General features: G+C 72.0%; 23 protein-coding genes. 10 read left to right on the top strand and 13 right to left on the bottom strand.

The window, feature by feature from the left end; translation table 11 throughout:
- Nucleotides 1-73: 73 nt before the first annotated feature.
- On the bottom strand, nucleotides 74-1,045 hold the full coding sequence (locus ACTWNK_RS21965; protein WP_474306337.1) for a polyprenyl synthetase family protein: 972 nt from the start codon (nucleotides 1,043-1,045) through the stop codon (nucleotides 74-76).
- A gap of 111 nt (nucleotides 1,046-1,156) precedes the next feature.
- A complete protein-coding gene (locus ACTWNK_RS21960; protein ID WP_474306336.1) occupies nucleotides 1,157-2,167 on the bottom strand; it encodes an AraC family transcriptional regulator in 1,011 nt (336 codons plus the stop codon).
- A 185-nt stretch (nucleotides 2,168-2,352) separates the two neighbouring features.
- On the opposite strand from ACTWNK_RS21960, the gene ACTWNK_RS21955 reads away from it, so the two are divergent.
- Together ACTWNK_RS21955 and ACTWNK_RS21950 are read left to right on the top strand one after the other, a co-directional pair.
- Nucleotides 2,353-3,255: an NmrA family NAD(P)-binding protein gene (locus tag ACTWNK_RS21955; RefSeq protein WP_474306335.1), complete on the top strand. Its 903-nt coding sequence runs from the start codon at nucleotides 2,353-2,355 to the stop codon at nucleotides 3,253-3,255.
- The gene (locus ACTWNK_RS21950; protein WP_474306334.1) at nucleotides 3,252-4,004 is read left to right on the top strand and encodes an SDR family oxidoreductase; all 753 of its coding nucleotides are present in this window, start codon (nucleotides 3,252-3,254) and stop codon (nucleotides 4,002-4,004) included. Before ACTWNK_RS21955 ends, ACTWNK_RS21950 begins: the two co-directional genes overlap by 4 nt.
- 125 nt (nucleotides 4,005-4,129) lie before the next feature.
- Here the strand turns inward: ACTWNK_RS21950 and ACTWNK_RS21945 are convergent, their stop codons facing one another.
- Nucleotides 4,130-5,560, bottom strand: coding sequence for a WD40 repeat domain-containing protein (locus tag ACTWNK_RS21945; RefSeq protein WP_474306333.1), 1,431 nt, complete (start codon nucleotides 5,558-5,560; stop codon nucleotides 4,130-4,132).
- Nucleotides 5,561-5,778: 218 nt separating this feature from the next.
- On the opposite strand from ACTWNK_RS21945, the gene ACTWNK_RS21940 reads away from it, so the two are divergent.
- The 3 genes from ACTWNK_RS21940 (at nucleotide 5,779) to ACTWNK_RS21930 (ending at nucleotide 7,920) form a co-directional block, all read left to right on the top strand.
- On the top strand, nucleotides 5,779-5,955 hold the full coding sequence (locus tag ACTWNK_RS21940; RefSeq protein WP_474306332.1) for a hypothetical protein: 177 nt from the start codon (nucleotides 5,779-5,781) through the stop codon (nucleotides 5,953-5,955).
- 208 nt (nucleotides 5,956-6,163) lie between these two features.
- Nucleotides 6,164-7,075, top strand: coding sequence for an ABC transporter ATP-binding protein (locus tag ACTWNK_RS21935; protein WP_474306331.1), 912 nt, complete (start codon nucleotides 6,164-6,166; stop codon nucleotides 7,073-7,075).
- On the top strand, nucleotides 7,072-7,920 hold the full coding sequence (locus tag ACTWNK_RS21930; protein WP_474306330.1) for an ABC transporter permease: 849 nt from the start codon (nucleotides 7,072-7,074) through the stop codon (nucleotides 7,918-7,920). Before ACTWNK_RS21935 ends, ACTWNK_RS21930 begins: the two co-directional genes overlap by 4 nt.
- 7 nt (nucleotides 7,921-7,927) lie before the next feature.
- Here ACTWNK_RS21930 and ACTWNK_RS21925 read toward each other — a convergent pair whose 3' ends face one another.
- From ACTWNK_RS21925 to ACTWNK_RS21915, 3 genes are all read right to left on the bottom strand, one after another.
- The gene (locus tag ACTWNK_RS21925; protein ID WP_474306329.1) at nucleotides 7,928-8,509 is read right to left on the bottom strand and encodes a dihydrofolate reductase family protein; all 582 of its coding nucleotides are present in this window, start codon (nucleotides 8,507-8,509) and stop codon (nucleotides 7,928-7,930) included.
- A gap of 66 nt (nucleotides 8,510-8,575) precedes the next feature.
- Entirely contained in the window at nucleotides 8,576-9,406 is an 831-nt protein-coding gene (locus ACTWNK_RS21920; protein WP_474306328.1) for an AraC family transcriptional regulator, read from the bottom strand.
- Between the two features lie 98 nt (nucleotides 9,407-9,504).
- A complete protein-coding gene (locus ACTWNK_RS21915; protein ID WP_474306327.1) occupies nucleotides 9,505-10,353 on the bottom strand; it encodes an AraC family transcriptional regulator in 849 nt (282 codons plus the stop codon).
- Between the two features lie 122 nt (nucleotides 10,354-10,475).
- On the opposite strand from ACTWNK_RS21915, the gene ACTWNK_RS21910 reads away from it, so the two are divergent.
- From ACTWNK_RS21910 to ACTWNK_RS21900, 3 genes are read left to right on the top strand one after another with little or no spacing between them, the layout of a single operon-like run.
- Nucleotides 10,476-12,146 (top strand): ABC transporter ATP-binding protein, encoded by a 1,671-nt coding sequence (locus tag ACTWNK_RS21910; RefSeq protein ID WP_474306326.1) that lies wholly within the window; start codon nucleotides 10,476-10,478, stop codon nucleotides 12,144-12,146.
- Nucleotides 12,143-13,897: an ABC transporter ATP-binding protein gene (locus ACTWNK_RS21905; protein ID WP_474306325.1), complete on the top strand. Its 1,755-nt coding sequence runs from the start codon at nucleotides 12,143-12,145 to the stop codon at nucleotides 13,895-13,897. The genes ACTWNK_RS21910 and ACTWNK_RS21905 overlap by 4 nt, the downstream gene beginning before the upstream one ends.
- The gene (locus tag ACTWNK_RS21900) at nucleotides 13,890-14,687 is read left to right on the top strand and encodes an alpha/beta fold hydrolase (protein ID WP_474306324.1); all 798 of its coding nucleotides are present in this window, start codon (nucleotides 13,890-13,892) and stop codon (nucleotides 14,685-14,687) included. The genes ACTWNK_RS21905 and ACTWNK_RS21900 overlap by 8 nt, the downstream gene beginning before the upstream one ends.
- Here the strand turns inward: ACTWNK_RS21900 and ACTWNK_RS21895 are convergent.
- Nucleotides 14,668-14,910: a hypothetical protein gene (locus ACTWNK_RS21895; protein ID WP_474306323.1), complete on the bottom strand. Its 243-nt coding sequence runs from the start codon at nucleotides 14,908-14,910 to the stop codon at nucleotides 14,668-14,670. The genes ACTWNK_RS21900 and ACTWNK_RS21895 overlap by 20 nt on opposite strands.
- Before the next feature lie 80 nt (nucleotides 14,911-14,990).
- Here ACTWNK_RS21895 and ACTWNK_RS21890 point away from each other — a divergent pair, with 80 nt between their 5' ends.
- On the top strand, nucleotides 14,991-15,236 hold the full coding sequence (locus tag ACTWNK_RS21890) for a MerR family transcriptional regulator (protein ID WP_474306322.1): 246 nt from the start codon (nucleotides 14,991-14,993) through the stop codon (nucleotides 15,234-15,236).
- Nucleotides 15,237-15,240: 4 nt separating this feature from the next.
- Here the strand turns inward: ACTWNK_RS21890 and ACTWNK_RS21885 are convergent, their stop codons facing one another.
- The 3 genes from ACTWNK_RS21885 to ACTWNK_RS21875 are packed head-to-tail and all read right to left on the bottom strand — an operon-like array spanning nucleotide 15,241 to nucleotide 18,479.
- Entirely contained in the window at nucleotides 15,241-16,956 is a 1,716-nt protein-coding gene (locus ACTWNK_RS21885; protein ID WP_474306321.1) for a cation:proton antiporter, read from the bottom strand.
- A gap of 51 nt (nucleotides 16,957-17,007) precedes the next feature.
- On the bottom strand, nucleotides 17,008-17,565 hold the full coding sequence (locus tag ACTWNK_RS21880) for a hypothetical protein (protein ID WP_474306320.1): 558 nt from the start codon (nucleotides 17,563-17,565) through the stop codon (nucleotides 17,008-17,010).
- 29 nt (nucleotides 17,566-17,594) lie between these two features.
- The gene (locus tag ACTWNK_RS21875) at nucleotides 17,595-18,479 is read right to left on the bottom strand and encodes a hypothetical protein (protein ID WP_474306319.1); all 885 of its coding nucleotides are present in this window, start codon (nucleotides 18,477-18,479) and stop codon (nucleotides 17,595-17,597) included.
- Nucleotides 18,480-18,677: 198 nt separating this feature from the next.
- Here ACTWNK_RS21875 and ACTWNK_RS21870 point away from each other — a divergent pair, with 198 nt between their 5' ends.
- Nucleotides 18,678-19,034, top strand: coding sequence for a VOC family protein (locus ACTWNK_RS21870; RefSeq protein ID WP_474306318.1), 357 nt, complete (start codon nucleotides 18,678-18,680; stop codon nucleotides 19,032-19,034).
- A 76-nt stretch (nucleotides 19,035-19,110) separates the two neighbouring features.
- Here the strand turns inward: ACTWNK_RS21870 and ACTWNK_RS21865 are convergent, their stop codons facing one another.
- Genes ACTWNK_RS21865 through ACTWNK_RS21855 form a run of 3 tightly spaced genes read right to left on the bottom strand, consistent with a single transcriptional unit; the run spans nucleotide 19,111 to nucleotide 23,807 of the window.
- Nucleotides 19,111-19,746, bottom strand: a complete 636-nt coding sequence (locus tag ACTWNK_RS21865; RefSeq protein ID WP_474306317.1) for a TetR/AcrR family transcriptional regulator — start codon at nucleotides 19,744-19,746, stop codon at nucleotides 19,111-19,113.
- A gap of 58 nt (nucleotides 19,747-19,804) precedes the next feature.
- Nucleotides 19,805-20,995 (bottom strand): SWIM zinc finger family protein, encoded by a 1,191-nt coding sequence (locus tag ACTWNK_RS21860; protein ID WP_474306316.1) that lies wholly within the window; start codon nucleotides 20,993-20,995, stop codon nucleotides 19,805-19,807.
- Between the two features lie 31 nt (nucleotides 20,996-21,026).
- Complete coding sequence (locus ACTWNK_RS21855; RefSeq protein WP_474306315.1) at nucleotides 21,027-23,807, bottom strand: DEAD/DEAH box helicase; 2,781 nt, start codon at nucleotides 23,805-23,807, stop codon at nucleotides 21,027-21,029.
- Between the last annotated feature and the right edge of the window lie 20 nt (nucleotides 23,808-23,827).

Here is a 23,827-nt window from a genome sequence, read left to right as displayed (position 1 = left end):
TCAGGCGGTGGCGGGCGCCGAACGGGTTCGACGCCCGCCACGGCGATCGACGACAGGGCGGCCGGCATGCGCGTCAGATCGCCTTCCGCAGTGCCGGTCGGCGGGTCAGCTCGGCGACCTGGTCGATGTAGGAGTGCGGCAGTTCGCGCAAGGACGCCGCGATGCCCGGCTCACGGAAGGCGGGCAGGGCGGAGGCGGCCTGGTCGGCCAGGTCGCGGCAGTAGGCCAGGGTGTCCGCGACGATCTCGGCTCGATCGAGCCTGGCCAGGATCGCGGGCACGTCGCCGTCGAGCAGCTGCGGATTGCCTGCTCTGGCCCGCAGCACGGGCAGGGTGTAGACGCCCTGCTCCAGATCGTGACCGGTGGGCTTGCCCATGGAGTCGGCAGGCGCGGCCAGGTCCAGCAGATCGTCGAGGATCTGGAAGATCAGGCCGAACCGCTCGCCGTACGCGGCCGTCCTCGCGCGATCCTGTGGCTCGGCGCGGGCGCAGATCGCCGCGACGGTGCAACTGGCACGGAACAGTGCGGCCGTCTTGCCGGTGATCGACCTGAGCGCGGACTCCTGAGTACGCTCGCGGTCGAACAGGCTGGCGCTCTCCAGGAACTGCCCCTCGGCCAGCTCCACCGTGGTGGCGGCGAGCACCTCGGCCACCGGCCTGGACACGGCGGTCAGCGCGGCCAGCCCTGCCCTGGCCAGCATGAAGTCGCCGATGACCAGCGCCTTGCCGTGGCCGAGATCGGCGTTGAGGGTGGGGATGCCGCGCCGCTGGGTGGCGCCGTCCATGAGGTCGTCGTGGACGAGCGATCCCGCGTGGATCAGTTCGACGCAGGCGGCGGCGATGATGACCCTGCGGTCGGGCTTCTTGCCGAAGGCCAGCGCGGTGGCCAGGGTCAGCGCGGGACGCAGCCGCTTGCCTCCGGCGTGGATGACGCGTTCGGCCGCTTCGTTGATGGCAGGCAACGCCGACGAGCCGCCCAGCCGAGTGATCGTGTTCTCGACCTTACGCAAACCGTCGGCGATCGCCGGGATGCTCTGCAGATCCATGACGACCACTCTGGTGAGGTTCGATCTTGCGGGCCTCCCCACTGCGGGGGAGGGGCCTCCCCATTGCGGGGGGAGCACGAGCAGGCCGAACCGGCCGGGTTGCGCCAGAAGTCATGGACCGCCGGAATGTCGTCTCGCCAGTGGCCCCACAACCGTAGCGTGGATCGGCGAGGGCGTCGGCTGGTGGCCGGTTTCGGGGCGGACCTGGTTCGCCTTGGCTGATGTCCGGTACTGGCCTGGGGAGTGGCCGACGGTCCGCTTGAATGCTCGCGCGAAAGCGAATTCGGAGTCGTAGCCGACTCGCCGCGCGACCTCCCGCAGTGGCGCCTGTTCCTCACGCAGCAGGCGGGATGCGACCGTCATCCGCCAGGAGGTGACGTAGGCCATGGGTGCCTGGCCGGTGAGCGTGGTGAAGCGACGGCTGAACGTTGCGCGCGGGACCCTGACGGCACGGGCGAGTGACGGCACGGTCCAGGGATGGGCCGGGTCACGGTGGATCAGTGCCAGTGCGCCTCCGACGACGGGATCGTAGAGCGCTGCGACCCAGCCTGGGCATTCCTTGTGCTGCTCGGCGATCCAGGCGCGCAGGATGTAGACGAACAGCAGGTCGAGCAGGGATGCGACGACCGCCGCTGCGCCGGGGCCGGAACGCTCGACTTCGGCCGAGAGCAGGTCGAGGGCGGCGGGCAGGCCGGTGCCCCGGGCCTGCCCGGCGGCGATGTGGACGATGGGTGGCAGCGCGGCGGTGATCGGGTGTCCGGGGCTGGAGTCCAGCAGGAACGCGCCGCACAGCAGCCCGGTCAGCGGGCCGTCCCCGTCGATGACCAGATCTGTCGGTGTCGCCTGCCCGAGTGGGCCTCCGATCAGTTCCTCCACCGGGCGTACCGGCCGGCCGGGTCTGTCGACGAGCGCGTGCGCCAGCCCGGAGGGCACCAGGACCACGTCGGCGCGGGTGAGGTGGATGGGTTCGCCGCCGTCCGGGATCAGCCAGCACGCTCCAGCGGTGACGACGTGGACACTGGCCATCGCGCCCGCCGGGAAGCCGATACCCCACGGAGCGTGGAAGCGGTTGCGGCCGTAGACGGTGCTGCCGCGCCGGGCGAAGGCCACGACGTCCGCCACGATGTCAGCGACAACGTCTCCCGGCCGGGCGGGAGCGGGTGGCGGGGCAGGTGCGTGTGCGGTCATGCCATTCACCGTAGCGGTTGAGCTAACTGGATATGTTCTCGTTCAGAACTGTCATTGATGCGCTCAGTAGTGGGCCATACGGTCGAGTCGTTCACCAGCACCACTCACCGGAGGATCGGATGAACTCGACCGTCCTGGTCACCGGCGCCACCGGCAAGACCGGCCGCCGCCTCGTACCCCAGCTCGCCGCACGAGGCGTCACCGTGCGTACGGCCAGCCGCAACCCCGCACCGGCGGATGCCCACGTCGAACCAGTGCACTTCGACTGGTCCGACGAAAGTACCTATGCAGCCGCGCTGAAGGAGGTGGACGCGGTCTACGTCGTCACCGCGAACCTCTCCGGTATCACCACCCACCAATCCCAGCAGGTCGCGTCCCTCCTCGACGCCGCGGCGGTGGCCGGAGCACGACGAGTCGTGCTGCTGTCAGCCTTCGGCGTGGACCAGGCGCCCGCAGAGGACCCCTTGCGTCGCATCGAGCGTGTCGTCGAGGAGGCCGGGATTCCGAGCACCATCCTGCGGCCGGGCACGTTCATGCAGAACTTCTCCGAAAAGCACTGGTCCAACCTCGACGCGAGCATCCGGGAACGTGACGAGATCGTCATGCCGGGCGGGGATGGACTGGTGAGCTACGTGTCGACCCACGACATCGCGGCGGTGGCTGCCGTGGCGCTGACCGAGGACGGCCACGACGGCAAGGCGTACTCGCTGACAGGACGCGAGGCACTCACGCTCGCGGAGGTGGCCCACCACATCTCGGTCGCCGCCGGTCGGCAGGTGCGCTACGTGGAGTCCGGCCCTCAGACGATCCGCGACGCTCTCCTCGCCACCGGTGTGCCGACCGACCAGGCCGAGTACGTGACCCAGTTGTTCGTCGCAGCCATGACCACCGGCGCGTTCGGCGTGGTCACCGACGACATAGCCGCCGTCACCGGCCGACCCGCGACCACCTTCGCCGAGTACGCGGCGGGCGCCGCCGACGCATGGCGCCGCCCCACCGCCAACCACGTGAGCGCGACGTGATCGCGCCCGACTCCCCTCGTGCCGCGCTCATCACGGGCGGCACGACCGGTATCGGCCTTGCCACGGCCCGCGTGCTGCACGAACAGGGATTCGCGGTCCTCGTCACCGGCCGGAATCCGGACACCCTGGCCGCCGCCCGACGCACGCTGCCCGGCGACATCGTCGTGTTCCGCGCCGATGCACGCTCGATCGCCGACGCCGAGCAGGTCGCAGCCGAACTCCGGCAGCGGTTCGGCAGGGTCGACGTCGCCTTCCTCAACGCCGGTGTCGTGCGGTTCACGCCCCTGGACGCCCTCGATGAGCAAACCTACGACGAGCTCTTCGACATCAACGTCAAGGGCCAACTCTTCACGTTGCAGAAGATCCTGCCATTGCTGCGGAACAGCAGCTCGGTGATCTTCACCAGCTCGGTCATGGCCGACAAGGGCAGCCCCAATCTGTCGGTGTACAGCGCGACCAAAGGCGCGCAACTGTCCCTGGTCCGTTCGCTCGCCGTCGATCTCGCGCCCCGCGGGATCCGCGTCAACGCGGTAAGCCCAGGCCCGATCGAAACCCCCGCCTACGACAAGCTCGACCTTTCCGCCGACGCGCTCAGCACCTTCAAGAACACCCTGGCCGCCACACTGCCCCTCGGGCGGTTCGGCTCCGATGACGAGGTCGCACATCTGGTCGCCTACCTCGCCTCCCCAGCAGCCGGCTACATCACCGGAACCAACATCGTCGTCGACGGAGGCCTGGCCGTGACCTGAACCGATTGCGCGGTGAGACCCTCCAACGGCAGCTCAGGTATGAGGGCGTAGGGCGCGCAGAGAATCGTTTGGCGACAACCAGAGCCAGCTACGCAGCTGGCGAGATCACGGGGCTGTTGACGTGGTCACCGTCGGCGCGGCGGGGAGTCGGGCTTGGCTGGCTGCTCGTAGGTGCCTGCCTGACGTTGCCGCAGCTGTTTGGCGAGTTCGTCTCGTTCGCGGCGGAGGTCGGTGTTGGCCTGACGTAGTTCGGCCAGTTCTCGGGTCAGGAGGTCGAGTTGTGCGGCGGTGTCGAGCGCAATGCCCCATAGCCGCACGGTGTGGTCGTTGCCGGCGCTGGCGAGGAGGCGGCCGTCCGGGCTCCACCGCACCCCGACCACCGCGCCGTTGTGCCCGGTGAGGGGAGCGCTGATCTGCCGGCGGGTGGCGGGGTCCCACAGCCGTATCGCGCCTTCTTCGCCCGCGCTGGCGAGGATGCGGCTGTCCGGGCTCCACGCCACCCCGAACGCCCACCCGTTGTGGCCGATGAGGGGCTCGCCGATCTGCCGGCCGACGGCCGGGTCCCACAGCCGTACCGTGCCGTCGACGTCGCCGGCGCTGGCCAGGACGCGGCTGTCGGGGCTCCACGCCAGCCCGAACACCGTGTCGTTGTGCCCGGTGAGGGGCTCGCCGATCTGCCGGCCGGTGGCCGGGTCCCACAGCCGTATCACGCCTTCCTCACCGGCGCCGGCCAGCATGCCGCCGTCGGGGCTCCACTCCACTGCGTATACCCACCCGTTGTGTCCGGTGAGGGGCTCGCCGATCTGCCGGCCGACGGCCGGGTCCCACAGTCGTACCGTGCCGCTGTCGCCGTCGGCGGTGGCCAGGATGCGGCTGTCGGGGCTCCAGGTCATCGTGTAGACCGTGTCGTTGTGGCCGGTGAGAGGGGCGCCGATCTGCCGGCGGGTGGCCGGGCTCCACAGCCGTACTGTGCCGTCGATGTCGCTTGAGGCCAGGATGCGGCCGTCGGGGCTCCAGGCCACTTCGTACACCGGGCCGTTGTGGCCGGTGATGGGCTGGCCGATCTGTCGGCCGGTGGCCGGGTCCCACAGTCGCACGCCGCCTTTTTCGTCGGCGCTGGCCAGCATGCGGCCGTCGGGGCTCCACACCACCGTGGACACCGTGTCGTCGTAGCCGATGAGTGGTCCGCCGATCTGCCTGCCGCCGGGCCGGGCCGCGCCTTCGGTCCCCGCCGTGTCGGCGGCGATCAGGGGAGGGCGTTCGGTGGCGCGGGCGCGGGGCGCGGTTCGCGGGCGGGCTGCGAGCCAGAGCCGGTGGAGTTCCTGAACGTCGCCGCCCCATGCGGTCACGACCATCCGCACGTACGGCCAGCCGGGGCGGCGCTCGCACCGCAGGACGGTGTGGACCGTGGTGTGGCTGATGCTCTCGCCCTTCTCCGCCAGCCCCTGATCCTGGATGACCCGCACGGTGTGGCGGGTGCTGGGCTCGCCTGCGTGGGCGTGCAGTTCCTGGAGCCGGTGCCGCAGGGCGCCCAGCGGGTCGCCGATCTCGGTCATGGTGCCCATGAGCATGCCACGCTGTAAGCGGCTGTAAAGCCCGGACGGCCGCCGACGTCAGCGGTTGTCAGGAAATGTCGCCGGTTGTCACGGCATGGACGGCCTCGTCAGCGCCTGTCCGATCTTGTTCGCGCCTCTCGTACCGACGCCCGGGGGACCGCACGGTGGGGGATGCGCCGCCCGTCCGGGGCGGCCGGGACCAGAACGGATCTCCCGCCATGACGCTCCTTCTCGCGCATCTCGCCACGGTCGTCGGTCTCGCCGATCAGCTGCCGCTGTGGCTCCCGCCGATCGTGGCCGTACTGGAGCTGACCACCTCGTTGCTCAACCACCGCGCCAACCGGCGCCCCGCATCCCCGCCGGACATGCCGGGCGAGGGCCACGAGGCCCGGTAGCAGGAGGCGGCAGGCTCGCGCTACGGGTGACCACGACGCACGCACGGAAAGCCCGGCTCGCCCGCCAGGTTGGCGGCCATGTCATTCCCGCCCCCCACTAAGCAACTCCGGTTGACTATGTCGAAATTAGTCAACTAGAGTTGCTTGCATGCCTGGGGCCGCCTCCCCGCCCTCCGGCACCCCTTCGACACCGGTGAAAGGAGCGACGATGGCGACGGCCGACCCGACCGTGCTCGACGTCGACGGTCTGCGGATGCGCTACGGCGCCCACGACGTGCTGCACGAGGTCACCTTCCAGGCGCGCCACGGCGAGGTACTGGCCCTGCTCGGCCCCAACGGCGCAGGCAAGACCACCACGATCGAGATCCTGGAGGGCTTCCGCGCCCGTTCGGGAGGCCGAGTCCAGGTCCTCGGCGTGGACCCGGCCCGAGGCGACGAACGCTGGCGGGCCAGGCTCGGCGTCGTCCTGCAGTCCTGGCGCGACCACGGCAAATGGCGCGTACGCGAACTGCTCGCGCACCTGGGCGCCTACTACCGGCCCTACGCCGCGGCCGCGATCGAACGCCCTTGGCCGACCGGCGACCTGATGGCGGCCGTCGGCCTCACCCAGCAGGCCGACCAGAAGATCAAAACGCTCTCCGGCGGGCAGCGGCGACGCCTGGACGTGGCGATCGGCCTGGTCGGCCGCCCGGAACTGCTCTTCCTCGACGAACCCACGACCGGCTTCGACCCCCAGGCAAGACGCGAGTTCCACGACCTGGTCAGAGGCCTGGCCGACCGGCGCGAGTGCACGATCCTGCTCACCACGCACGACCTGGAGGAGGCCGACCGGCTCGCCGACCGCATCGTCGTCCTGAACGGCGGGCGCATCGTCGCCGACGGCACCGCCGAGGAGCTCGCCCGCCGCATCGCCGGACAGGACGAGGTCCGCTGGCTGCACGAGGGCCGCCGCCACACCCGCACCACGCCCGACTCCACCGCGTTCGTCCGCACCCTGTTCGCCGAGTACGGCGAGGCGATCGCCGAACTCGAGGTGCACCGCGCCTCCCTGGAGCAGACCTATCTCACCCTGGTACGCCAGGCCGAGTCCGACCTTGTGGAAGCGGAGGCAACGCGATGAACCCGGTCGCCGGCACATTCCGGATCGGCCTGTCACGAGGTCTGATCGAGTTGCGCCAGTCGTTCACCAACGGCGCCGACCTGCTGTCGCATCTGCTGTGGCCCTGCCTGCTGCTGGGCGTCGTGTACTTCATGCGTGACATGCCGTTCGGGTCGAGCGGGCTGCTGCTGGCGAGCCTGGCCCTGCCGAGCATCCTCGGGATGAACGTCGCGATGGGCATGGTCAGCATGAGCCAGGCCCTCACCGCCGAACGCGAGGACGGCACGCTGCTGCGCGCCAAGGCGACACCGAACGGCATGCTCGCCTACCTGGTCGGCAAGGTCGTCTCGGTCTCCGGCGGGCTGCTGGCCGATCTGGCGATCTTCATAGTGCCGGGGGTGCTGCTCATCGGCGGGCTCGCGGCCGGGTCCGACATCTCCTGGCCGACGCTGGCCTGGGTCCTGGTGCTCGGTATGGTCGCCACCCTGCCCCTCGGGGCGATCCTCGGCTCGGTGTTCACCAGCGCCCGCAGCCAGGGCCTGTTGCAGCTGCCCATCCTCGGCATGATCGCGATCTCCGGCGTCTTCTACCCGGTCACCGCGCTGCCCGAATGGCTGCAGTGGATCGCCCAGGGCCTGCCGGTGTACTGGCTCGGCCTCGGCATGCGCTCGGCCCTGCTGCCCGACGGCGCGGTGGTCGTGGAGATCGGCCAGTCGTGGCGGCACCTGGAGACGGTCGGCGTGCTCGGCGTCTGGGCCGTCGTCGGCCTGCTGCTCGCCCCGATCGTGCTGCGCCGGATGGCCGGTGGCGAGTCCGGCTCCAGCGTCGCCGAACGCCGCGAACGGGCGATGCGCCGCATCGGGTGAGCGTCGCTCAGCGGCGTACCCGATAGCGCAGGTGCAGGACGCGGTTGCCCTGGATCACCTCGTCGGGGTCCTCCAGCAGGTGCAGGCCGTGGACCGGACCGAAGAATCGCTTGCCGGATCCGAACACGACGGGCACGACGTCCATCCGCACCTCGTCGACCAGCCCCGCCGCGAGCACCTGCCCGCCGACGTCGCCCGCGGCGACCTCGACCACGCGCTCGCCCGCGAGCTCCTGCGCCTTGGCCATCGCCGCCTCGACACCGTCGACGAAGTGGAACGGCGTCCCGGGGTCCCAGCCCTTGGGCGCCGGGCGGTGGGTCACGACGACCACGTGGTCGACCCCGCCCGGAGGCTTGCCGTCCCAGCCGTCGGTCAGGTCGAAGACGTGGCGGCCGACGATCGTGACGGCGATCCCGTCCCAGTACGGCCGGATGTAGTCGTAGGACGTCTGCGACACCTTCAGCACGCCGCTCCCGTCCAGCAGGACGTCACCGCCGGTCAGCCAGTCGAACAGCGGTCCGGGCGCGTCGTTGTCGTCGGCGACGAAGCCGTCCGCCGACACCGAGCCGTACATGACCACCTTGCCCATGGGCCTCTCCTCTGCTTGGGGACGACCCCAAAGTAGCGTCCGGCAAGCCGTCGCTCTTGTAAGAAATCAATCGACGGGCAGCGGCCAGCCGTCCAGCGCATGGCCGGGATGCTCGCGCAGGAAGCGCCGCCGTACCTCGATGTAGCGGGTCGGGGTGAGCCCGGTGAACGCCCGGAACTCATGGCCGAAATGGGCCTGGTCGAAGTAGCCGGCCCGGGCGGCGATGGCGCCCCAGTCGATCGGCCCGGCCGGGTCGATCGCGAGCACGGTGGCGGCGAAGCGATGGGTACGGGCCAGCCGCTTCGGCGTCACCCCGACGAGCTCCTTGAACCGCCGCGCCAGATGCGTGCTGCTGACCCCCGCCGCCGTACTCAGCTCGCCGATCGCCACCGCCCCGCCGCTCGCCGCGATGACACCGCTCACGTGCCGGACCAGTCCCAACCCGGCGCTCCCGCCCAGCCGCCGCATCAGCTCCGCCTCGAACACCGCCAGCATCTCGTACGGCCCGGCCGACGCCTCCAGCCGATCCCGCAGCCCCGCGACGGCCGCCCGGCCCCAGACCTGCTCCACCTCGACCGGCCGATCACACAGCTCGGCCGCGGGCATCGGCAGGAACGGCGCCAGCCCCCACGCCTTGACATGCGCGCCGACCGACCGCGTCCCCGGCGGATAGCCGAACTCGAACGCACGCGACGGCATGCCGACCACGCACCCATCGGCGTACTCGGCCGTCTCGGCATCGGCCCCGGCACGGATACGGAACGGCGCCCCGAGATTGACGATCAGCAACGCCCCCGGCATCGGCGGCAACATCAACCGGGCGTACGGCGGCGCGCCCTCCAGGTAGTAGAGGTCGTCGATCAGCCCGTCCAGCGGCGACCCCGGCACTCTGGACACGTACTGCACCCGCCCAGTATCACCGACCCGAGACCCTCACCGGGCCACCAGCCCGCGCATCGCGGCGAGCACGCATCGCAGGCCATTCGCATCCCCCGTCACCCCCGGCGATCGCCCGATCGGCCGGGATCGTGGGGCCAGGCGATGTCGTCGGTGGCCAGGAAGGGCTCGGTGGCCACGGTGGAGGGGGTGACGCCGGCGAACTCGGCGATGTCGCGATGCAGGTGGGACTGGTCGGCGTAGCCGCCGTCCGCCGCCACCCGGGCGGCGTCGCGGCCGGCGGCCAGGCGGTGGACGGCGTGGTCGAAGCGGACCAGTTTCGCCGCGCGTTTGGGCGGCAGGCCGATCTGGGTGCGGAAGCGTGACCACAGGCGTTTGCGGCTCCAGCCGAGATCGGCCGCCAGCCGTTCCACGGGGACCAGGCCCCGGCCTGCGACGATGCGCCGCCAGGCCCACGCCACCTCGGGCTCGACCTGCGCCCCTGCCTCGGCCCTGCGGCCGAGCGACGCCTCGATCAGGGTGAAACGGTCCGGCCAGGAGGAGACCTCGGCCAGTTGCTCGCCCATCCGTGCGGCCTGAGCGCCCCACAGGTCCTCCAGCCTCACCACACGGCCGTCCAGCTCATCGGGGCCGACGCCCAGGATCGCGCGGACGACCACGGGGGACAGGCGTATCTGGACACACGTGATGTTCTGGCCGCCGACCCACACCGCGCCGCCGAGTCCGAGCCCGGCGACGAGGTTGCCCCGGTGCCGTCGCCCGGCGGCGTCCTCGACGACGGGCGCTCCGGCGCCGACGTCCAGGACCAGTGTCACGGCGGGGTGCGGAATCATCCGGTGCCCTTGCGCGTCCGTGCCGGGGTCGTGGAATCCGGCCATGGTGACACCGGCGACCCGGCTGCGCCGTGCGGGGGAGGTGGCGTCCCACGCGGGAGCGGTGGAGGGCATGAACGCCATGCTAGGGGAACATTCGTTCAATCCTCCGGCGGGCCCGGGCGGCGACAGTGGGGCCCATGACCATTCCGGGTATGGCCCGACTGCTACGTCCTCACTCATGGAGCTTCACGGCCGTGGTGCTGTTTCAGGTCGTGGGTGCGCTGGCGGGGCTGGCGCCGTTGCTGGCGGTCGCCGAGCTCGGCCGTACCCTGCTGGCGGCCGGTCCCGTCGACCAGGCCCACGTGCGGGGTGTGGTGATCGCGGGTGCGGCGGGTCTGCTCGTCCGGCTGCTGTTCACCGCCGCGTCGTCGGGGGCCGGGCACGTGCTCGACGGCCGGGTGCAGCTGACGCTCCGGCGTGCGCTCGCCGCTTCGCTGGGGCGCGTCCCGCTCGGCTGGTACTCCGGGCGGCGCACCGGCGAGCTGGCCAAGGTGGTGGGCGAGGACGTGAGCGCGGTGCATCCGTTCATCGCGCACGCGCCCGGTGAGCTCGTCGCCGCGTTCGTGGTCCCGCTGGTGTCGCTGGTGTACCTGCTCGGCGTCGACGTGCGGCTCACACTGATCACCCTGATCCCGGTGGTGCTGGCGGTGGCGCTGGTGCCGCTGCTGATGCTGCCCGCCAGGACGCGTGAGCAGGAGGCCTACGACGCGGCGATGGGACGGATCGCGGCCTCCGTCGTCGAGTTCGTACGGGGGATCGCGGTGGTCAAGGCGTTCGGCGGCGGCGCGCGCGCCCACCGCGCGTTCCTGACGGCGGCCGACGACTTCGTCGCCGTCTTCTCGCGCTGGGTACGCGGCATGTCGGCGGTCGCCGCCGGGATGCAGCTGGCGCTGTCGCCGCCGTTCGTCCTGCTGGTGGTGCTGGCGGGCGGGACGGCGCTGATCGGGTACGGCGGCCTGGCCCCGGCGGACCTGCTGCCGTTCCTGCTGCTCGGGCTGGGGCTGACCGCTCCGGTGGCGGCGCTCGGGCACGGCTTCGACGACCTGCGGAGCGCCGGCCGCGCGCTCGGCCGGATCAAGGACGTGCTCGCGGTGGCCCCGCTGCCCGAACCCGCACGCCCGCGCGTCCCGCAGGGGCACCGGCTGGAGCTGCGCGACGTCCGCTTCGCCTACGACGCCTCCGGCCACGAGGTACTGCGAGGCGTCGACCTGGTCCTGGAGCCGGGTACGGTCACCGCGATCGTCGGGCCGTCGGGAAGCGGCAAGTCCACCCTGGCCCGGCTGCTGGCCCGCCTGTTCGACCCCACCCACGGCTCGATCCTCCTCGGCGGCGTCGACCTGCGCGAGATCGCCACCGGCGAGCTGTACCGGCACGTGTCCTTCGTCCTTCAGGAGGTACGCCTCCTGCGCGCGTCGGTCGCCGACAACATCGCAATGGCCGTGCCCGGGGCGAGCCGTGACGACGTGGTCCGGGCCGCCCGCCTGGCCGCCGTCCACGAGCGCGTCCTGCGCCTGCCACGCGGCTACGACACGGTGCTCGGCGAGGAGGCCGAGCTGTCGGGAGGCGAGGCGCAGCGGATCTCGATCGCCCGCGCGCTGCTGGCCGACACACCCGTCCTGGTGCTGGACGAGGCGACCTCCTTCGCCGACCCGCAGACCGAGCAGGCCGTACGGCAGGCCCTGAGGAGCCTGGGCGACGAGCGCACCATCGTCGTCGTCGCGCACCGGCCGGAGACGATCGCCGACGCCGACACCGTCGTCAGCCTGCGCGACGGCGTGATCGTCGAACGCGGCGCACCGGGCGAACCGGCGGCACGACAGCAACGACACGCCGGGCACGAGACCCGGGGAGGGGAGCCCCGATGATCCGGACGCTGCTGCGCGTGCTCGGAGACGACCACGCCAGGGCGATGCGCCGCACCGTGATCCTGATGACGATCACCGCGGTGGCCGAGGGCCTGTCCTACGCGCTTCTGCTCCCGGTCCTGCGGGCACTGCTCGAAGGCGCGCCCGCCGACGCCGTGCCCTGGCTGGCCGCCTTCGGTGGCGCGGTCGCCGGCTATGCCGTGCTGCGCTATGTCAGCGACCTGTCCGGCATGCGGGTCGGGACCACCATGTTGCGCGGCATGTACCACCGGCTCGGCGCCCATCTGGCCCGCCTTCCCCTCGGCTGGTACGACGCCGGGCGCGTCGGCGAGGTGTCGGTGCTGGCCGGTCGCGGGCTGCTGCAGGCCATGGGCGTGGCCGCGCATCTGCTGGCGCCGTTCGTGTCCGCGCTGGTGACGCCGCTGACCGTCGTGGCCGTGCTGACCGCGTTCGACTGGCGCATGGGCGCTGCGGCGTTGCTGGCCGTACCCGTGGTGGCGGTGATCCAGCGGTGGACGGCGCGTGCGACGGCCGCCGCGGACGCCGAGCGGCACGGACGCGACCAGGAGGCGGGCGCACGTGTCGTGGAGTACCTGCTGGCCCAGCCGGTGCTCCGGGTCGGCGGTCGCAGCGGCGAACGTTTCCGGCTGCTGGACGACTCCCTGATCGAGGTCGGGCGCGCCTCCCGCCGCGGGGTGCTGGCGGCGCTGCCCGGCGTCGTGGGGCTGACGTTCACCGTGCAGGCGCTCTTCACCGCGCTGCTGGCGCTGGGCGCCTATCTCGCGCTGGCCGGGCAGGCCGGTGCGGCGCAGGTGCTGGCGATGCTGGTACTGGCCGCCCGTTGCGCCGACCCGCTGCTGTCGCTGTCGGACATCGGCGGCAAACTGCGCGGCGCACGGGCCGAGCTGGCCCGGCTGGAGGCGCTGCTGCGCACCGAGCCGCTGCCCGACCCGCGCGTACCGGTCGCGCCCGCGCACCACGGCCTGGAGTTCGACGCCGTCACCTTCGGGCACGGCGGGCGCACGGTGATCGACGACGTCTCGCTCGTCGTGCCCGAAGGACAGCGGCTGGCGATCGTCGGACCGTCCGGCGCGGGCAAGAGCACGATGCTGCGGCTGCTGGCCCGCTTCCACGACGTGGACGCCGGAGCCGTGCGCATGGGAGGCGTGGACGTGCGCGCGATCGGCACCGAGGCGCTGATGGCGCGGATCTCCATCGTCTTCCAGGACGTCCACCTCTTCGACGGCACGATCGAGGAGAACATACGCCTGGGCCGTCCCGGCGCGACCCAGGCCGAGGTACGGGCCGCGGCGACGGCGGCGCAACTGGACGAGGTGATCGAACGCCTGCCCGGCGGCTGGGCTGCCGACGTCGGCGAGGGCGGCGCGCTGCTGTCCGGCGGTGAGCGCCAGCGGGTCTCGATCGCACGCGCCCTGCTGAAGAACGCCCCCGTCGTCCTGCTCGACGAGGTGACGTCGGCCCTGGACCCGGCCAACGAGGCCGCCGTGCACGAGGGCGTCGAACGCCTGATGACCGGCCGTACGGTGGTGATGGTGACCCACCGCATGCGCACCGTACGGCGGGCCGACCGGGTCGTCCTCCTGGACGGGGGCCGGATCGCCGAGTACGGCGGGCACGAGGAGCTGCTGGGGCTCGGCGGGCGATATGCGGACTTCTGGGCTGTGTCCGAGGCGGGAACATTCGTCCAAGACCCGTCGCCGACCGGCCTGGCACCGTGCTGCCATGACTGAGTACCGCCATGGCATGCACGTGGTGCACGACGGCCCGCCCGAGGCGCCGCCCCTGCTGCTCGTCCACGGGTCGGGGGCCTCGGGCGGCTTCTGGGGCCCGCTGGTCCCGGCGCTGGCCGAGCGCCACCACGTCATCCGCGTCGACCTGCCCGGCTGCGGCCAGTCGCCGCCCGCGCCGTCGTGCGACGTGCCCGCGCTGGCCGAACGGGTGGCGGCGCTGCTGGAGGAGCTCGGCCTGCGGCACGTCGCCGTGGCCGGGCACTCCAGCGGCGGCTACGTCGCCACCGCGCTGGCCGAACGGCGTCCCGGCCTCGTGGCCTCGCTGACGCTGATCAGCAGCGGGCCGGGCCCGGAGGCGCTGCGTCCCCAGCCGCTCGTCCTGCGGCTCCTGCTGGCGCCGCCGATCGGCCCGCTGCTGTGGCCGAGGAGGTCGGCGGCGATGATCCGCGACGGGATCGCCTCGACGGCCGCCCTCCCGGTGGACATCCCGGACGACGTGCTCGCCGACGTGCGGGGCATCGGCTACCGGACGATGAGGACGCTGTTGCGGCACAACACCGCCTACATCGCCGAACGCGCCGTGCCCGAGCGGCTGGCCGCGCTCGGCCTGCCCGTGCTGGTGCTGTTCGGCGCCGCCGATCCCCGGTGGGACCCGGCGTCGGCGCACCGGTACGAGACGGTGGCGGGCGCACGGGTCGTCCTGCTGCCCGGCGTCGGGCACCTGCCCATGCTGGAGGCGCCCGAGCAGACCGGCGAGCTGCTGCTGGCCTTCACGACGGCGGGGCGATGAGCCGTACCGGCGTGACCTCGCGGTGGTGGGCGAGCACGTCGAACCAACCGGCGAGCGACCCGCCGGACAGGTGGTGCGCGGCGTCGTCGGCCGGGTCGTGGTCCGGGCCGACCAGCCGCGTCCTGGTCGGCGCCGTGAGCAGGCCGGTGAGGGGGGCTTGGGGGTCGAGCGTGGTGAGGGGGTGGGCGTGGTGCCGGATCCAGCGGGATGTCGTCTCAGTCATGGTGTGCTCCTTGTTGTCGTTCAGGCGGCGTAAGGGCGGGCGGCCCTGCCTGACGATGACGGCCAGCCGGACGATTGTCGGTGATCGCGGGCGTGCTCGGCTTCCTGCCGGAGAACGCCCCGCCGACCGAGGAGTTCTGGTCCCTGGCCTCGGTGTGCTGGAGCCAGGAGATCAACGCCCGCATCGAGAAGATGGAACGCATGCGCGACCGCTTCACCGAGTGCATCGGCTGCGGCTGCCTGTCCTTCGACCAGTGCGCTTTGGCCAACCCGGGCGACACCCTGGCCGACCGGGGCCCGGGGCCCCACCGCCTGCTGGAGCCGTAGCAGGTCACCCCTGCGTGTTCTGCAGGCGGGCCAGTTCGGTGTCGATCATGGTTTGGGCCTGGCCGAGGACGCGGGAGTTGTAGGTGCCGGTGGAGCGTACGGCGAGGAGTTCGTCCTGTTGGGCGGCGGCTGCGGTGAGGAGGAGTTCGCGGTACTGCTCGCGGGGGTCGTTGTCGCCGGAGGAGGTGTGCGGGGCGGCGGGCGGCTTTCTACGGGCCGTGGTCATGGCGCGGACGCGTTCGACGATCTCCGGGTCGTAGGGGGTGCCGTCGGGTCTGGTCAGGTCGGGGTCCGCGAGGGCGTCGGCGGCCCTGGCCGACAGGTCGGCGTTGAGGTCCAGGAGGGCGGCGCGGTCGGCGGCGGCGTCGTCGCCCGGGATCTTCAGCGCCTTGATCACCTTCGGCAGGCTCAGCCCTTGGACCAGCAGGGTGGTGACCGCCACGACGAAGGCGATCAGCAGCAACTGCGGCCGGTACGGCGTGCCGGCGGGCAGCGTCTGGGCGGCGGCCACCGTGATCGCGCCACGCATCCCGGCCCAGGCGATGACGGTGCCGCCGCGCCAGCCGAACCTCTCGTTGATGATGAAGTCGTCGTCGTTCTTGCGGCGCTGCAGCCGGTGGGCGAACTTCTCGGGATCGGCCTTGCGGAGTCTGCCGGGCAGTTCCTCGCCCTTGCCGAGCCGGTCGGCGAGGTCGTCGAGCATGGTGCGCGAGTCCTCGGCCCTGGCGGCGTCGCGGCCGAGCGAGGCGACCATCGGCGCGACGAACACCATGCGCACCACGATCGCCAGCAGCGAGGCGAGCAGCCCGATGCCCACCGCCTGCGCGACGCTCTCACCGGCGTCGCGTACCTGGTCGACCAGGGTACGCAGCTGCAGTCCCATCAGCAGGAAGATCGCGCTCTCCAGCAGGAAGGCCACGGTCTGCCAGTTGATCTTCTCGGCCAGCCGGTCCCTGGCCCGCAGGAACCTGGGGCTGAGATGTCCGCTGACCAGCCCGGTCATCACGACGGCCAGCACCCCGGAGGCGCCGACCTCCTCGGCGGGCAGGAACGCCAGGAACGGCACCACGAACGACACGGCCGTGTTGAGCACGGTGTCGGTCAGCCGCCCCCGTACCACGACGGTCAGCAGGCCGACCAGGACGCCGATGAGGGTGGCGACGACGACGGAGTACACGAAGTCGGCACCGACCCACCACAGATGCACGGTCGAGGTCATCGCGGCGATCGCCGAACCCAGCAGGACCAGCGAGGAGGCGTCGTTGACGAGGCCCTCGCCCTCCAGGATCGTCATCAGCCGCGACGGCAGCCCGAGCCGTTTGCCGACCGAGGTCGCGGCCACCGCGTCGGTCGGGCTGATGACCGCGCCCAGCGCGAACGCCGCCGCAAGGCCGAGTCCGGGCAGCAGCCAGGACAGCAGGTACCCGGCGCACAGCGTCGTGGCGGCCACCAGCAGCACCGCCAGCCGGAAGATGGCCTTGATGTCACGCCGGAAGTCGGTCGCGGGCATGTTGACCGCCGTGGCGTACAGCAGCGGCGGAAGCACCACGGTGAGCACCAGGTCCGGCGGGATCTCGACATGCGGCACGCCAGGCAGGAAGCTGAGCGCGGTCCCGACCACGACCAGCGCGAGCGGCGCGGCCACGCCGATCCGCCGGGACAGGACCGCCACCGCCACGATGCTGATCACGCCGACAACGGCGATCACCGTCAGTTCCATGCATGGTGATCTTCCATGGCCGAGGCAGGGGAAAACCCGCAGGCAGACGACTTACCAGGTGGTGAATCGGGGCCAGTCGTAGTCACAGGCGGAGTACCCGAGCCGGGTGGCGCGCTGGGTCGCGGAGTCGTCGTGGACCTTGAACTTCTCGTAGGCCGCGTGCGCGTCGTCCCACTGCGCGCGTTTCAGCAGGCGCACCATGTGCGACCACCACCAGTTCGCGTCGGAGAAGTCGGACCAGATCTTCCTCGTCTCGTCGCCGAAGGAGGTGGAGAAGGGGTCCTCCGGCGTTCCGGCCTTCTTCCAGGTCTTCAGCATGTCGGCACGGAGGCGGCCGATCGCGGCGGGCCAGACGGAGGGGCGCTGGGTGGAGTACTTTCCGGCGGTGTCGATCCTGGTGGTGACGGAGGAGCAGGCTTCGTCGGCCTCGTGGATGTAGTCCCACTTGCCTTGATCCGGGTCGGGGGCCGGTGCGGATGTCGCCGCCTCGCCCTCGCGGGGTGACTTCGGTGCGTCGAAGTCGTTGTATGTCTGATATCCGAGAAACGCAAGAATGGCCAGCACCCCGGAGATCAGCCCAAGCGCTCTGCCCAGTGAGCCCTTTTGCATGTATTCGATGCTACGTAGCCGGAGCGGATTCAGCGCAGCGTCACCGTGACGATTGCGGCCTCGCTCCATCGACCGGCGACCATGGCCCTGACCCAGATCCGCAGTTCGCCCTTGCGCAGGCGTTGGTGTGCCTTGGTCTTGGGCTTGATGGCGTAGACCGAGCCGGACAGGCGGCTTTGGTCGCGCTGGTTCTCCCAGACCATGGTGTCGCGCTGGAAGAAGCCGTACAGGTAACCGCTGGCCCCGGCGACCGGCCGTACCTTGACGGTCAGGGTCTTGGCGAGTTTGAGCTTGGCGCCGGGCGAGGGCGAGACGAGGGCCGGGGCGGCGACGCTCTGGACGGCGGGCGGCTGGCGGTTGGCGATGAGGGCGAAGGTGATGGCCGCGGCGATCGCCAGCAGGAGGAGCGCGCCGAGCCACGGGCGGGATCTGCGCCGTCGGGGAGGCGGCGGGGATTTGAGGAGCCGGGAGCGGGGCTGGGGGACGGGGCGGGGGGACGGCTTGGGCCTGGGCTTGGGCGGTTCCACGGTCATGGGCTCGGCACGCAGACCCTGCCGAGGCGGGTCGGGCTCAGGCGCGGCAGGCGGGGCAGGCGGGGCTGCCGGGGGCGGCTCCTTGGCTGCGGCCGAGGGGAGTTCCCTGACGTCGGCCTCGACCGTGTAGCCGTCGTTCTGGATCTCGCGCCAGGTGACGGCGACCGAGACGGTGAAGTAGTTGCGTACCTCCTCCGAGACCGTGGCCGAGCCGGAGGCGGCGAAGAACTCCGACACCAGCCGCACCTTCTCGCCCGGTTCGAACGTCAACTCCAGCGAATGCCCGACACCGCACCGGCCGCACACGATCGCCTGGGCCCGATAGGCGGGCGAGTTCGTCCCCCGCGACTGCCAGGTGTGGTCGGGAAACGAGCATTCCATGGCACGCTCCACCTCTCGGCGCCCGACAATCTCGCAGATATCGAATGAAATCAGATATCGCGGGAATTTGTCGGCCCAGCCAAATCAGGAGTGCCGAATTCTAGAATCTGGCGCTCCGATAATGCTCCACCGAAATGGGCAAAGCGGCCATACGCCCCGACAGCACCTCCGTACTCGCCGGGCGGGGGACAATGGGGGATGAGCATTCGCAGGGTTGTCCCCGATGTGACCACGCAGGATCTCGGGCAGAGCCGGGCCTTCTACGAGACGCTGGGCTTCGTCGAGGTGATGAATCTGGGCTGGGCGGTGACCCTGGCCTCGCCGTCCAACCCGACCGCGCAGGTGACGCTGACCGGGCCCGACGCCTCGGCCGCGGTGCAGCCGGACATCAGTGTGGAGGTGGCCGACGTCGACGCGGTGCACGAGGCGCTGCTGGCCTCGGGGGCGGGCGATCGCATCGTGCATCCGCTGACCGACGAGCCGTGGGGGGTGCGCCGCTTCTTCGTACGCGATCCGAGTGGCCGTGTGGTCAACGTGCTGAGCCACCGGCAGTAGCCGCCGGGTCCTGCTTGAAGATGGTCCGGGCCGGCGGATGGCGCAGCCGCCCGGCCCCGCTTCCAGCAAGTCCGGGTCAGCGGATGGCGTAGCTGCCCAGGCCCGCTTCCAGCAGGTCGAAGGCGGCGGTCGCGGCCGTGGTCATCGCCGGGATGATCGAGGAGGCGGGCTCGCCGGTCAGGATGCGGCGTTGCAGTTCGGTGAACAGGACGCGGTGGGCGCCCGCGAGCTGGGCCGCGGCGGCGCGGGGGGTCAGGTCGTCGGCGGCGGCGCCGGTCTCGGCCGTCAGGACCGCCGCGAGCGCCTCCTCCCGGCGCACGTGCAGGTCGCGGATGCGGGCGCTCAGGGTGGGACTGGCGGCGACCATGCGGGCGAAGGAGGGATCGGCGAACCCGGCCACGGGGTCACGCTCGTCCAGGGCCCGCAGGAACGCCTTGCGCAGGGCGCCCAGCGCCGATTGGCCGCCCGGCCTGGCGCCCACGATCGCGGCCAGGCTCGCGGCGAACTCCTCCTGGTGGTCGAGCGCCATGTCCTCCTTGCGGGGGAAGTAGTTGGTGACGGTCATCTTGGCCACCCTCGCCGAGGCGGCGATGTCGGCGATCGTCGTCGCCTCGAAACCGCGCTCCACGAACAGGCGGGTCGCGTGGTCGGAGATGGCCTGGCGGGTCTCGCGCTTCTTCTGCTCGCGCAGGCCGAGGGTGTCGGTGCTCATGGCGTCATCTTTGCATAGGACGAGCCTGTTTTTAGGTCGAGCCTTAGATTTTTCCGGATCAGGCCTGGTCGATCAGGTCGAGGGCCGCCGCCGGGTCGCGGGCGGGCCTGCCCGAAGGCCACCAGTCGCCGGCACCGGTGCGGTCGCGGTAGGGGTACCAGCGCCCGTCCCTGCCGTACCGCACCTGCAGGGCGTGCTCGGGCAGGGTGAGCCGATTGCGCCAGATGTCGGCCTCGGGGGCGCGCTCCCAGGCACCCAGTACGGCGCTGCGACCACGCAGCAGGTCCGCCCTGGGCGGGCTCCAGGCGTGCTCCAGCACCTCCAGCCCGGCACGTCCGCCGTAACGCCAGGCGTCGGCCGCCCGGTCGAGCCCCGCCCCCGCGCCCTGCCGCAGCCGCCCCTGTACGGCGGGCGCCGCATGCGTGGCGGCCAGGCGTACGGTGTCCTGCCACTCGTCGAGCGGCTCGGGCGGCTCGGCGTCGTGCAGCAGGGCATGGGCCCGCAGGGCGGCGTCGGCGGCCAGCAGGGCCAGGGCCTCGGGGTCCACGCCGGGCGCGGGGTCGTAGCGGAACGAGGATGCCGCGGCGGGGCCGCCCAGGGGCGCGGGCGGCGCCTCGGGCAGGGCGGCGTCCTGCGCGAACGCCCACACCGCGGGCACCCCACCGGTCGGGCCCTGCGCCGGGCCTCCCACCCGCTCGCGCAGCTCGGCCAGCAGTTGCGCCTCCCCGCGTCCCCGCATGAGCAGCAGCAGGAACGGGTCGTCGTCCAGCAGCCACGAGGCCTGGTAGCACAGGGCCGCCGCGTGCTTGCACGGATGCCCCCAGTCGGGGCACGTGCACTGCGGCTCCAGGTCACCGACCGACGGCAGCAGCGCCACCCCGGCGTCGGCGGCGGCCTCGACCAGGGCGTGCGGCATCTCGCGTTCCAGCAGGGCCGCCAGGTGGGCGGCCTTGGCGGCGACCTGGTCGAGGAAGCGGTCCCATCCGGCGTCGGTGAGCGGCTCGACCCGCACGACGCTCTCGTAGGCCTCCTCGTGCGACAGGCCGTGCACGATCGCGCCGATACGGCCGGGCGAGACGGTGATGGTGCCCACGTGACCGGTCTTGGCGTAGGCGCGGCCCTTCTTCAGCAGGGTCTGGTCGAGTGAGGTGTGTTCGAGCGCCTTGATCCACGCCTGGCCCCACCAGGTGCGGGCGAAGCGGGTGCCGGGGTGCTGCGGCGGGAACGGCGCGAAGCCCTTGGCGTTCATCAGTACCTCCGCGAGGGGACGGGGGCGGCCATCACGGCCTGCGCAGGGAGACGAGTTCGGCGAGTTCGGCGTCGGTGAGCTCGGTCAGGGCGGCTTCGCCTCCGGCCAGCACCGAGTCGGCCAGGGACTTCTTGGCGCGCAGCATCTCGGCGATGCGGTCCTCGACGGTGCCTTCGGCGATGAGCCGGTGCACCTGGACCGGCCTGGTCTGGCCGATGCGGTAGGCGCGGTCGGTGGCCTGGTCCTCCACCGCCGGGTTCCACCACCGGTCGTAGTGGATGACGTGATCGGCCCTGGTCAGGTTCAGCCCGGTGCCCGCGGCCTTGAGCGAGAGCAGGAAGACCGGCACGCCGCCGTCCTGGAAGCGTGCGACCATCTCCTCACGCCGGGGCACGGGGGTGGCGCCGTGCAGGAACTGGGTGGCGACCCCGCGATCGGCCAGATGGCGCTCCAGCAGCCTGGCCATGGCGACGTACTGGGTGAAGACCAGGACCGACCCCTCCTCGGCGAGGATGGTGTCGAGGAGTTCGTCGAGCAGTTCCAGCTTGCCCGAGCGTCCGGCCAGGGCGGGTCCGGCCTCCTTGAGGTAGTGCGCGGGGTGGTTGCAGATCTGCTTCAGGCCGGTCAGCAGCCTGACGATGTGGCCGCGCCGCTGCATGCCGCTCGACTCGCGCACCTGTGTCATGATCTCGCGCACGGTGGCCTCGTACAGGCCGGCCTGTTCGGTGGTGAGGGCGACGGGCCTGTCGGTCTCGGTCTTGGGCGGCAGTTCGGGGGCGATCCCGGGGTCGGACTTGCGTCTGCGCAGCAGGAACGGGCGCACGAGCGCGGCCAGGCGCGCGGCGCTCTCGCGGTCGCCGTCGGCCTCGATGGGCTTGGCCCACCGGGCGCGGAAGCGGCCGACGGGGCCGAGCAGGCCGGGCGTGGTCCAGTCGAGGATGGCCCACAACTCCGACAGGTTGTTCTCCACGGGGGTGCCGCTGAGGGCGACGCGTGCGCCCGCGCCGATCGTGCGCAGGGCCTTGGCGGTGCCGGAGGCGTGGTTCTTGACGTGCTGGGCCTCGTCGGCGATCAGCAGCCCCCAGGGGTGCGCGCCGAGTTCGGCGGCCGACAGGCGCATGGTGCCGTAGGTGGTCAGGACGAACCCGGCCTCTGCTCCCTCCAGGCTGCGGCCCGCGCCGTGGTAGCGCCGTACGGGCGTGCCTGGGGCGAACCTGGCGATCTCGCGCTCCCAGTTGCCCAGCAGCGAGGCGGGACAGACCACCAGGGTGGGCCCCTGGGTGTCCGGCTCACGCCGGCGGTGCAGGTGCAGGGCGATGAGCGTGATGGTCTTGCCCAGGCCCATGTCGTCGGCCAGGCAGCAGCCGAGCCCGAGCGAGGTCATCCTGGCCAGCCACCGCAGGCCGCGCAGCTGGTAGTCGCGCAGGGCCGCCTTCAGCTCGGGCGGCTGGGCGATCGGCTCGGCGCCGGAGTCGGGGTCGGCCAGGCGTTCGCGCAGCTCGGCCAGCCAACCGGCGGCCTCGACCTCGATCTCCTGCCCGTCGACCTCGGCGCTGCCGCTGAGGGCCGCGCCGAGCGCCTCCAGCGCACCCATCGGCTTGAGGTCGCGTTCGCGTGCCTTCCTGGCCAGCTCGGGGTCGACGAGCAGCCACTGCTCGCGCAGCCTGACGACGGGCCGGTGCGACTCGGCCAGCACGTCCATCTCGGCGGAGGTCAGCGGCACGCCGCCCAGGGCCAGCTGCCAGTCGAAGGCGAACACCTCCTGGCCGCCGAGGAAGCTGCGCATCGAGGCGCGCTCGTCGCGGGAGCCGCCGACGACGGCCTTGGCGCTCAGCTCACCCAGCAGCGCCTTGGGCCACATGACGTCCATCCCGGCGGCCGACAGGCTGAGCGCGGCCCCGGCCAGCAGTTCGGCCAGGTCGGCGTCCGACAGCGGCAGCTCGTCGGGCACGGCCGCGTCCAGCAGGGCGCGCAGCGGCTCCCACACCCGGGCCGCCTGCCGTACGGCGAGCACGGCGTCCATGCGGGAGCGCGGGCCGAAGGCGGGGGCGCGGCCCGCCCACACGTCGGCGGCGTCGGCGACGAGGGCGGGGTCCTGCTTGCTGTGCAGCTGCACGACGGCCGTGAACGAGGTGTGCTCGGCGCCCTGGCTCTGCACGCGCAGCGACAGCCGTACCCCTGAGTCCAGGCTCGCGGCCACCTCCTGCGACCAGGCGCGCAGGTGGCCGGCCTGGACGGGGGCGCGGGAGGCGAACAGCGCCGAGCCGCTCGCGCGCACGGCGGCGGGGCTGCGCGGCATGGCGTCGGCCACGGCGTCGAGGTAGGCGCGCAGCAGCGGCTCGGCCTCGGGCAGCAGCACCTGATCGCCGTCGGAGGCGGGCAGCGGCACCGCCCGTGCGGCGGCGGGCATGGTGGCGGCCAGGGCGCGCAGGCGGTCGAGGTCGGCGGCGTCGAAGGGGCCGGCCCGCCAGGCGTCGAAGCCGTCTTCGCTCACGCACGGCACGATGCGCCCCCTGGCGACCAGCTGCAGCGCCATGACGCTCGCCGCGCCCCAGAACACGGCCGCCGGATGGGCGCCGGGCGACATCCGGGCCCGGCTGAGCACGGCGACCGCCTCGTTGACGCCCATGCTGATCGCCTCGGTCCCGGCCACACCCCCGTCGGCTCGCGCCAGGGTGATCGGCTCGCGCTCGCCCGGTGGCAGGTCCTCGCCGTAGAAGCTCACCAGGGCGTTCCTGGGCGGGTCGGCCGCTCTGAAGACCACCGCGCATCGCGCGAGCACGGCCGTCTGCTGTCTGGAAAGCCCCGTCATGCCCTCTGCTTCCTGCCGCT

The sequence above is a fragment of the Nonomuraea sp. IBHARD001 genome (genome assembly GCF_056106265.1).
This window is presented reverse-complemented; position numbering and strand designations above follow the sequence as displayed.

Excerpts from the sequence above, each read along its gene's own strand:
- ACTWNK_RS21895 (WP_474306323.1), bottom strand. The coding sequence starts at position 14,910 with ATGACTGAGACGACATCCCGCTGGATCCGGCACCACGCCCACCCCCTC.
- ACTWNK_RS21875 (WP_474306319.1), bottom strand. The coding sequence starts at position 18,479 with ATGGAATGCTCGTTTCCCGACCACACCTGGCAGTCGCGGGGGACGAAC.
- ACTWNK_RS21915 (WP_474306327.1), bottom strand. The coding sequence starts at position 10,353 with ATGCCCTCCACCGCTCCCGCGTGGGACGCCACCTCCCCCGCACGGCGC.
- ACTWNK_RS21930 (WP_474306330.1), top strand. The coding sequence starts at position 7,072 with ATGAACCCGGTCGCCGGCACATTCCGGATCGGCCTGTCACGAGGTCTG.
- ACTWNK_RS21865 (WP_474306317.1), bottom strand. The coding sequence starts at position 19,746 with ATGAGCACCGACACCCTCGGCCTGCGCGAGCAGAAGAAGCGCGAGACC.
- ACTWNK_RS21900 (WP_474306324.1), top strand. The coding sequence starts at position 13,890 with ATGACTGAGTACCGCCATGGCATGCACGTGGTGCACGACGGCCCGCCC.
- ACTWNK_RS21925 (WP_474306329.1), bottom strand. The coding sequence starts at position 8,509 with ATGGGCAAGGTGGTCATGTACGGCTCGGTGTCGGCGGACGGCTTCGTC.
- ACTWNK_RS21945 (WP_474306333.1), bottom strand. The coding sequence starts at position 5,560 with ATGACCGAGATCGGCGACCCGCTGGGCGCCCTGCGGCACCGGCTCCAG.
- ACTWNK_RS21940 (WP_474306332.1), top strand. The coding sequence starts at position 5,779 with ATGACGCTCCTTCTCGCGCATCTCGCCACGGTCGTCGGTCTCGCCGAT.
- ACTWNK_RS21955 (WP_474306335.1), top strand. The coding sequence starts at position 2,353 with ATGAACTCGACCGTCCTGGTCACCGGCGCCACCGGCAAGACCGGCCGC.
- ACTWNK_RS21855 (WP_474306315.1), bottom strand. The coding sequence starts at position 23,807 with ATGACGGGGCTTTCCAGACAGCAGACGGCCGTGCTCGCGCGATGCGCG.
- ACTWNK_RS21860 (WP_474306316.1), bottom strand. The coding sequence starts at position 20,995 with ATGAACGCCAAGGGCTTCGCGCCGTTCCCGCCGCAGCACCCCGGCACC.
- ACTWNK_RS21935 (WP_474306331.1), top strand. The coding sequence starts at position 6,164 with ATGGCGACGGCCGACCCGACCGTGCTCGACGTCGACGGTCTGCGGATG.
- ACTWNK_RS21905 (WP_474306325.1), top strand. The coding sequence starts at position 12,143 with ATGATCCGGACGCTGCTGCGCGTGCTCGGAGACGACCACGCCAGGGCG.
- ACTWNK_RS21965 (WP_474306337.1), bottom strand. The coding sequence starts at position 1,045 with ATGGATCTGCAGAGCATCCCGGCGATCGCCGACGGTTTGCGTAAGGTC.
- ACTWNK_RS21885 (WP_474306321.1), bottom strand. The coding sequence starts at position 16,956 with ATGGAACTGACGGTGATCGCCGTTGTCGGCGTGATCAGCATCGTGGCG.
- ACTWNK_RS21880 (WP_474306320.1), bottom strand. The coding sequence starts at position 17,565 with ATGCAAAAGGGCTCACTGGGCAGAGCGCTTGGGCTGATCTCCGGGGTG.
- ACTWNK_RS21870 (WP_474306318.1), top strand. The coding sequence starts at position 18,678 with ATGAGCATTCGCAGGGTTGTCCCCGATGTGACCACGCAGGATCTCGGG.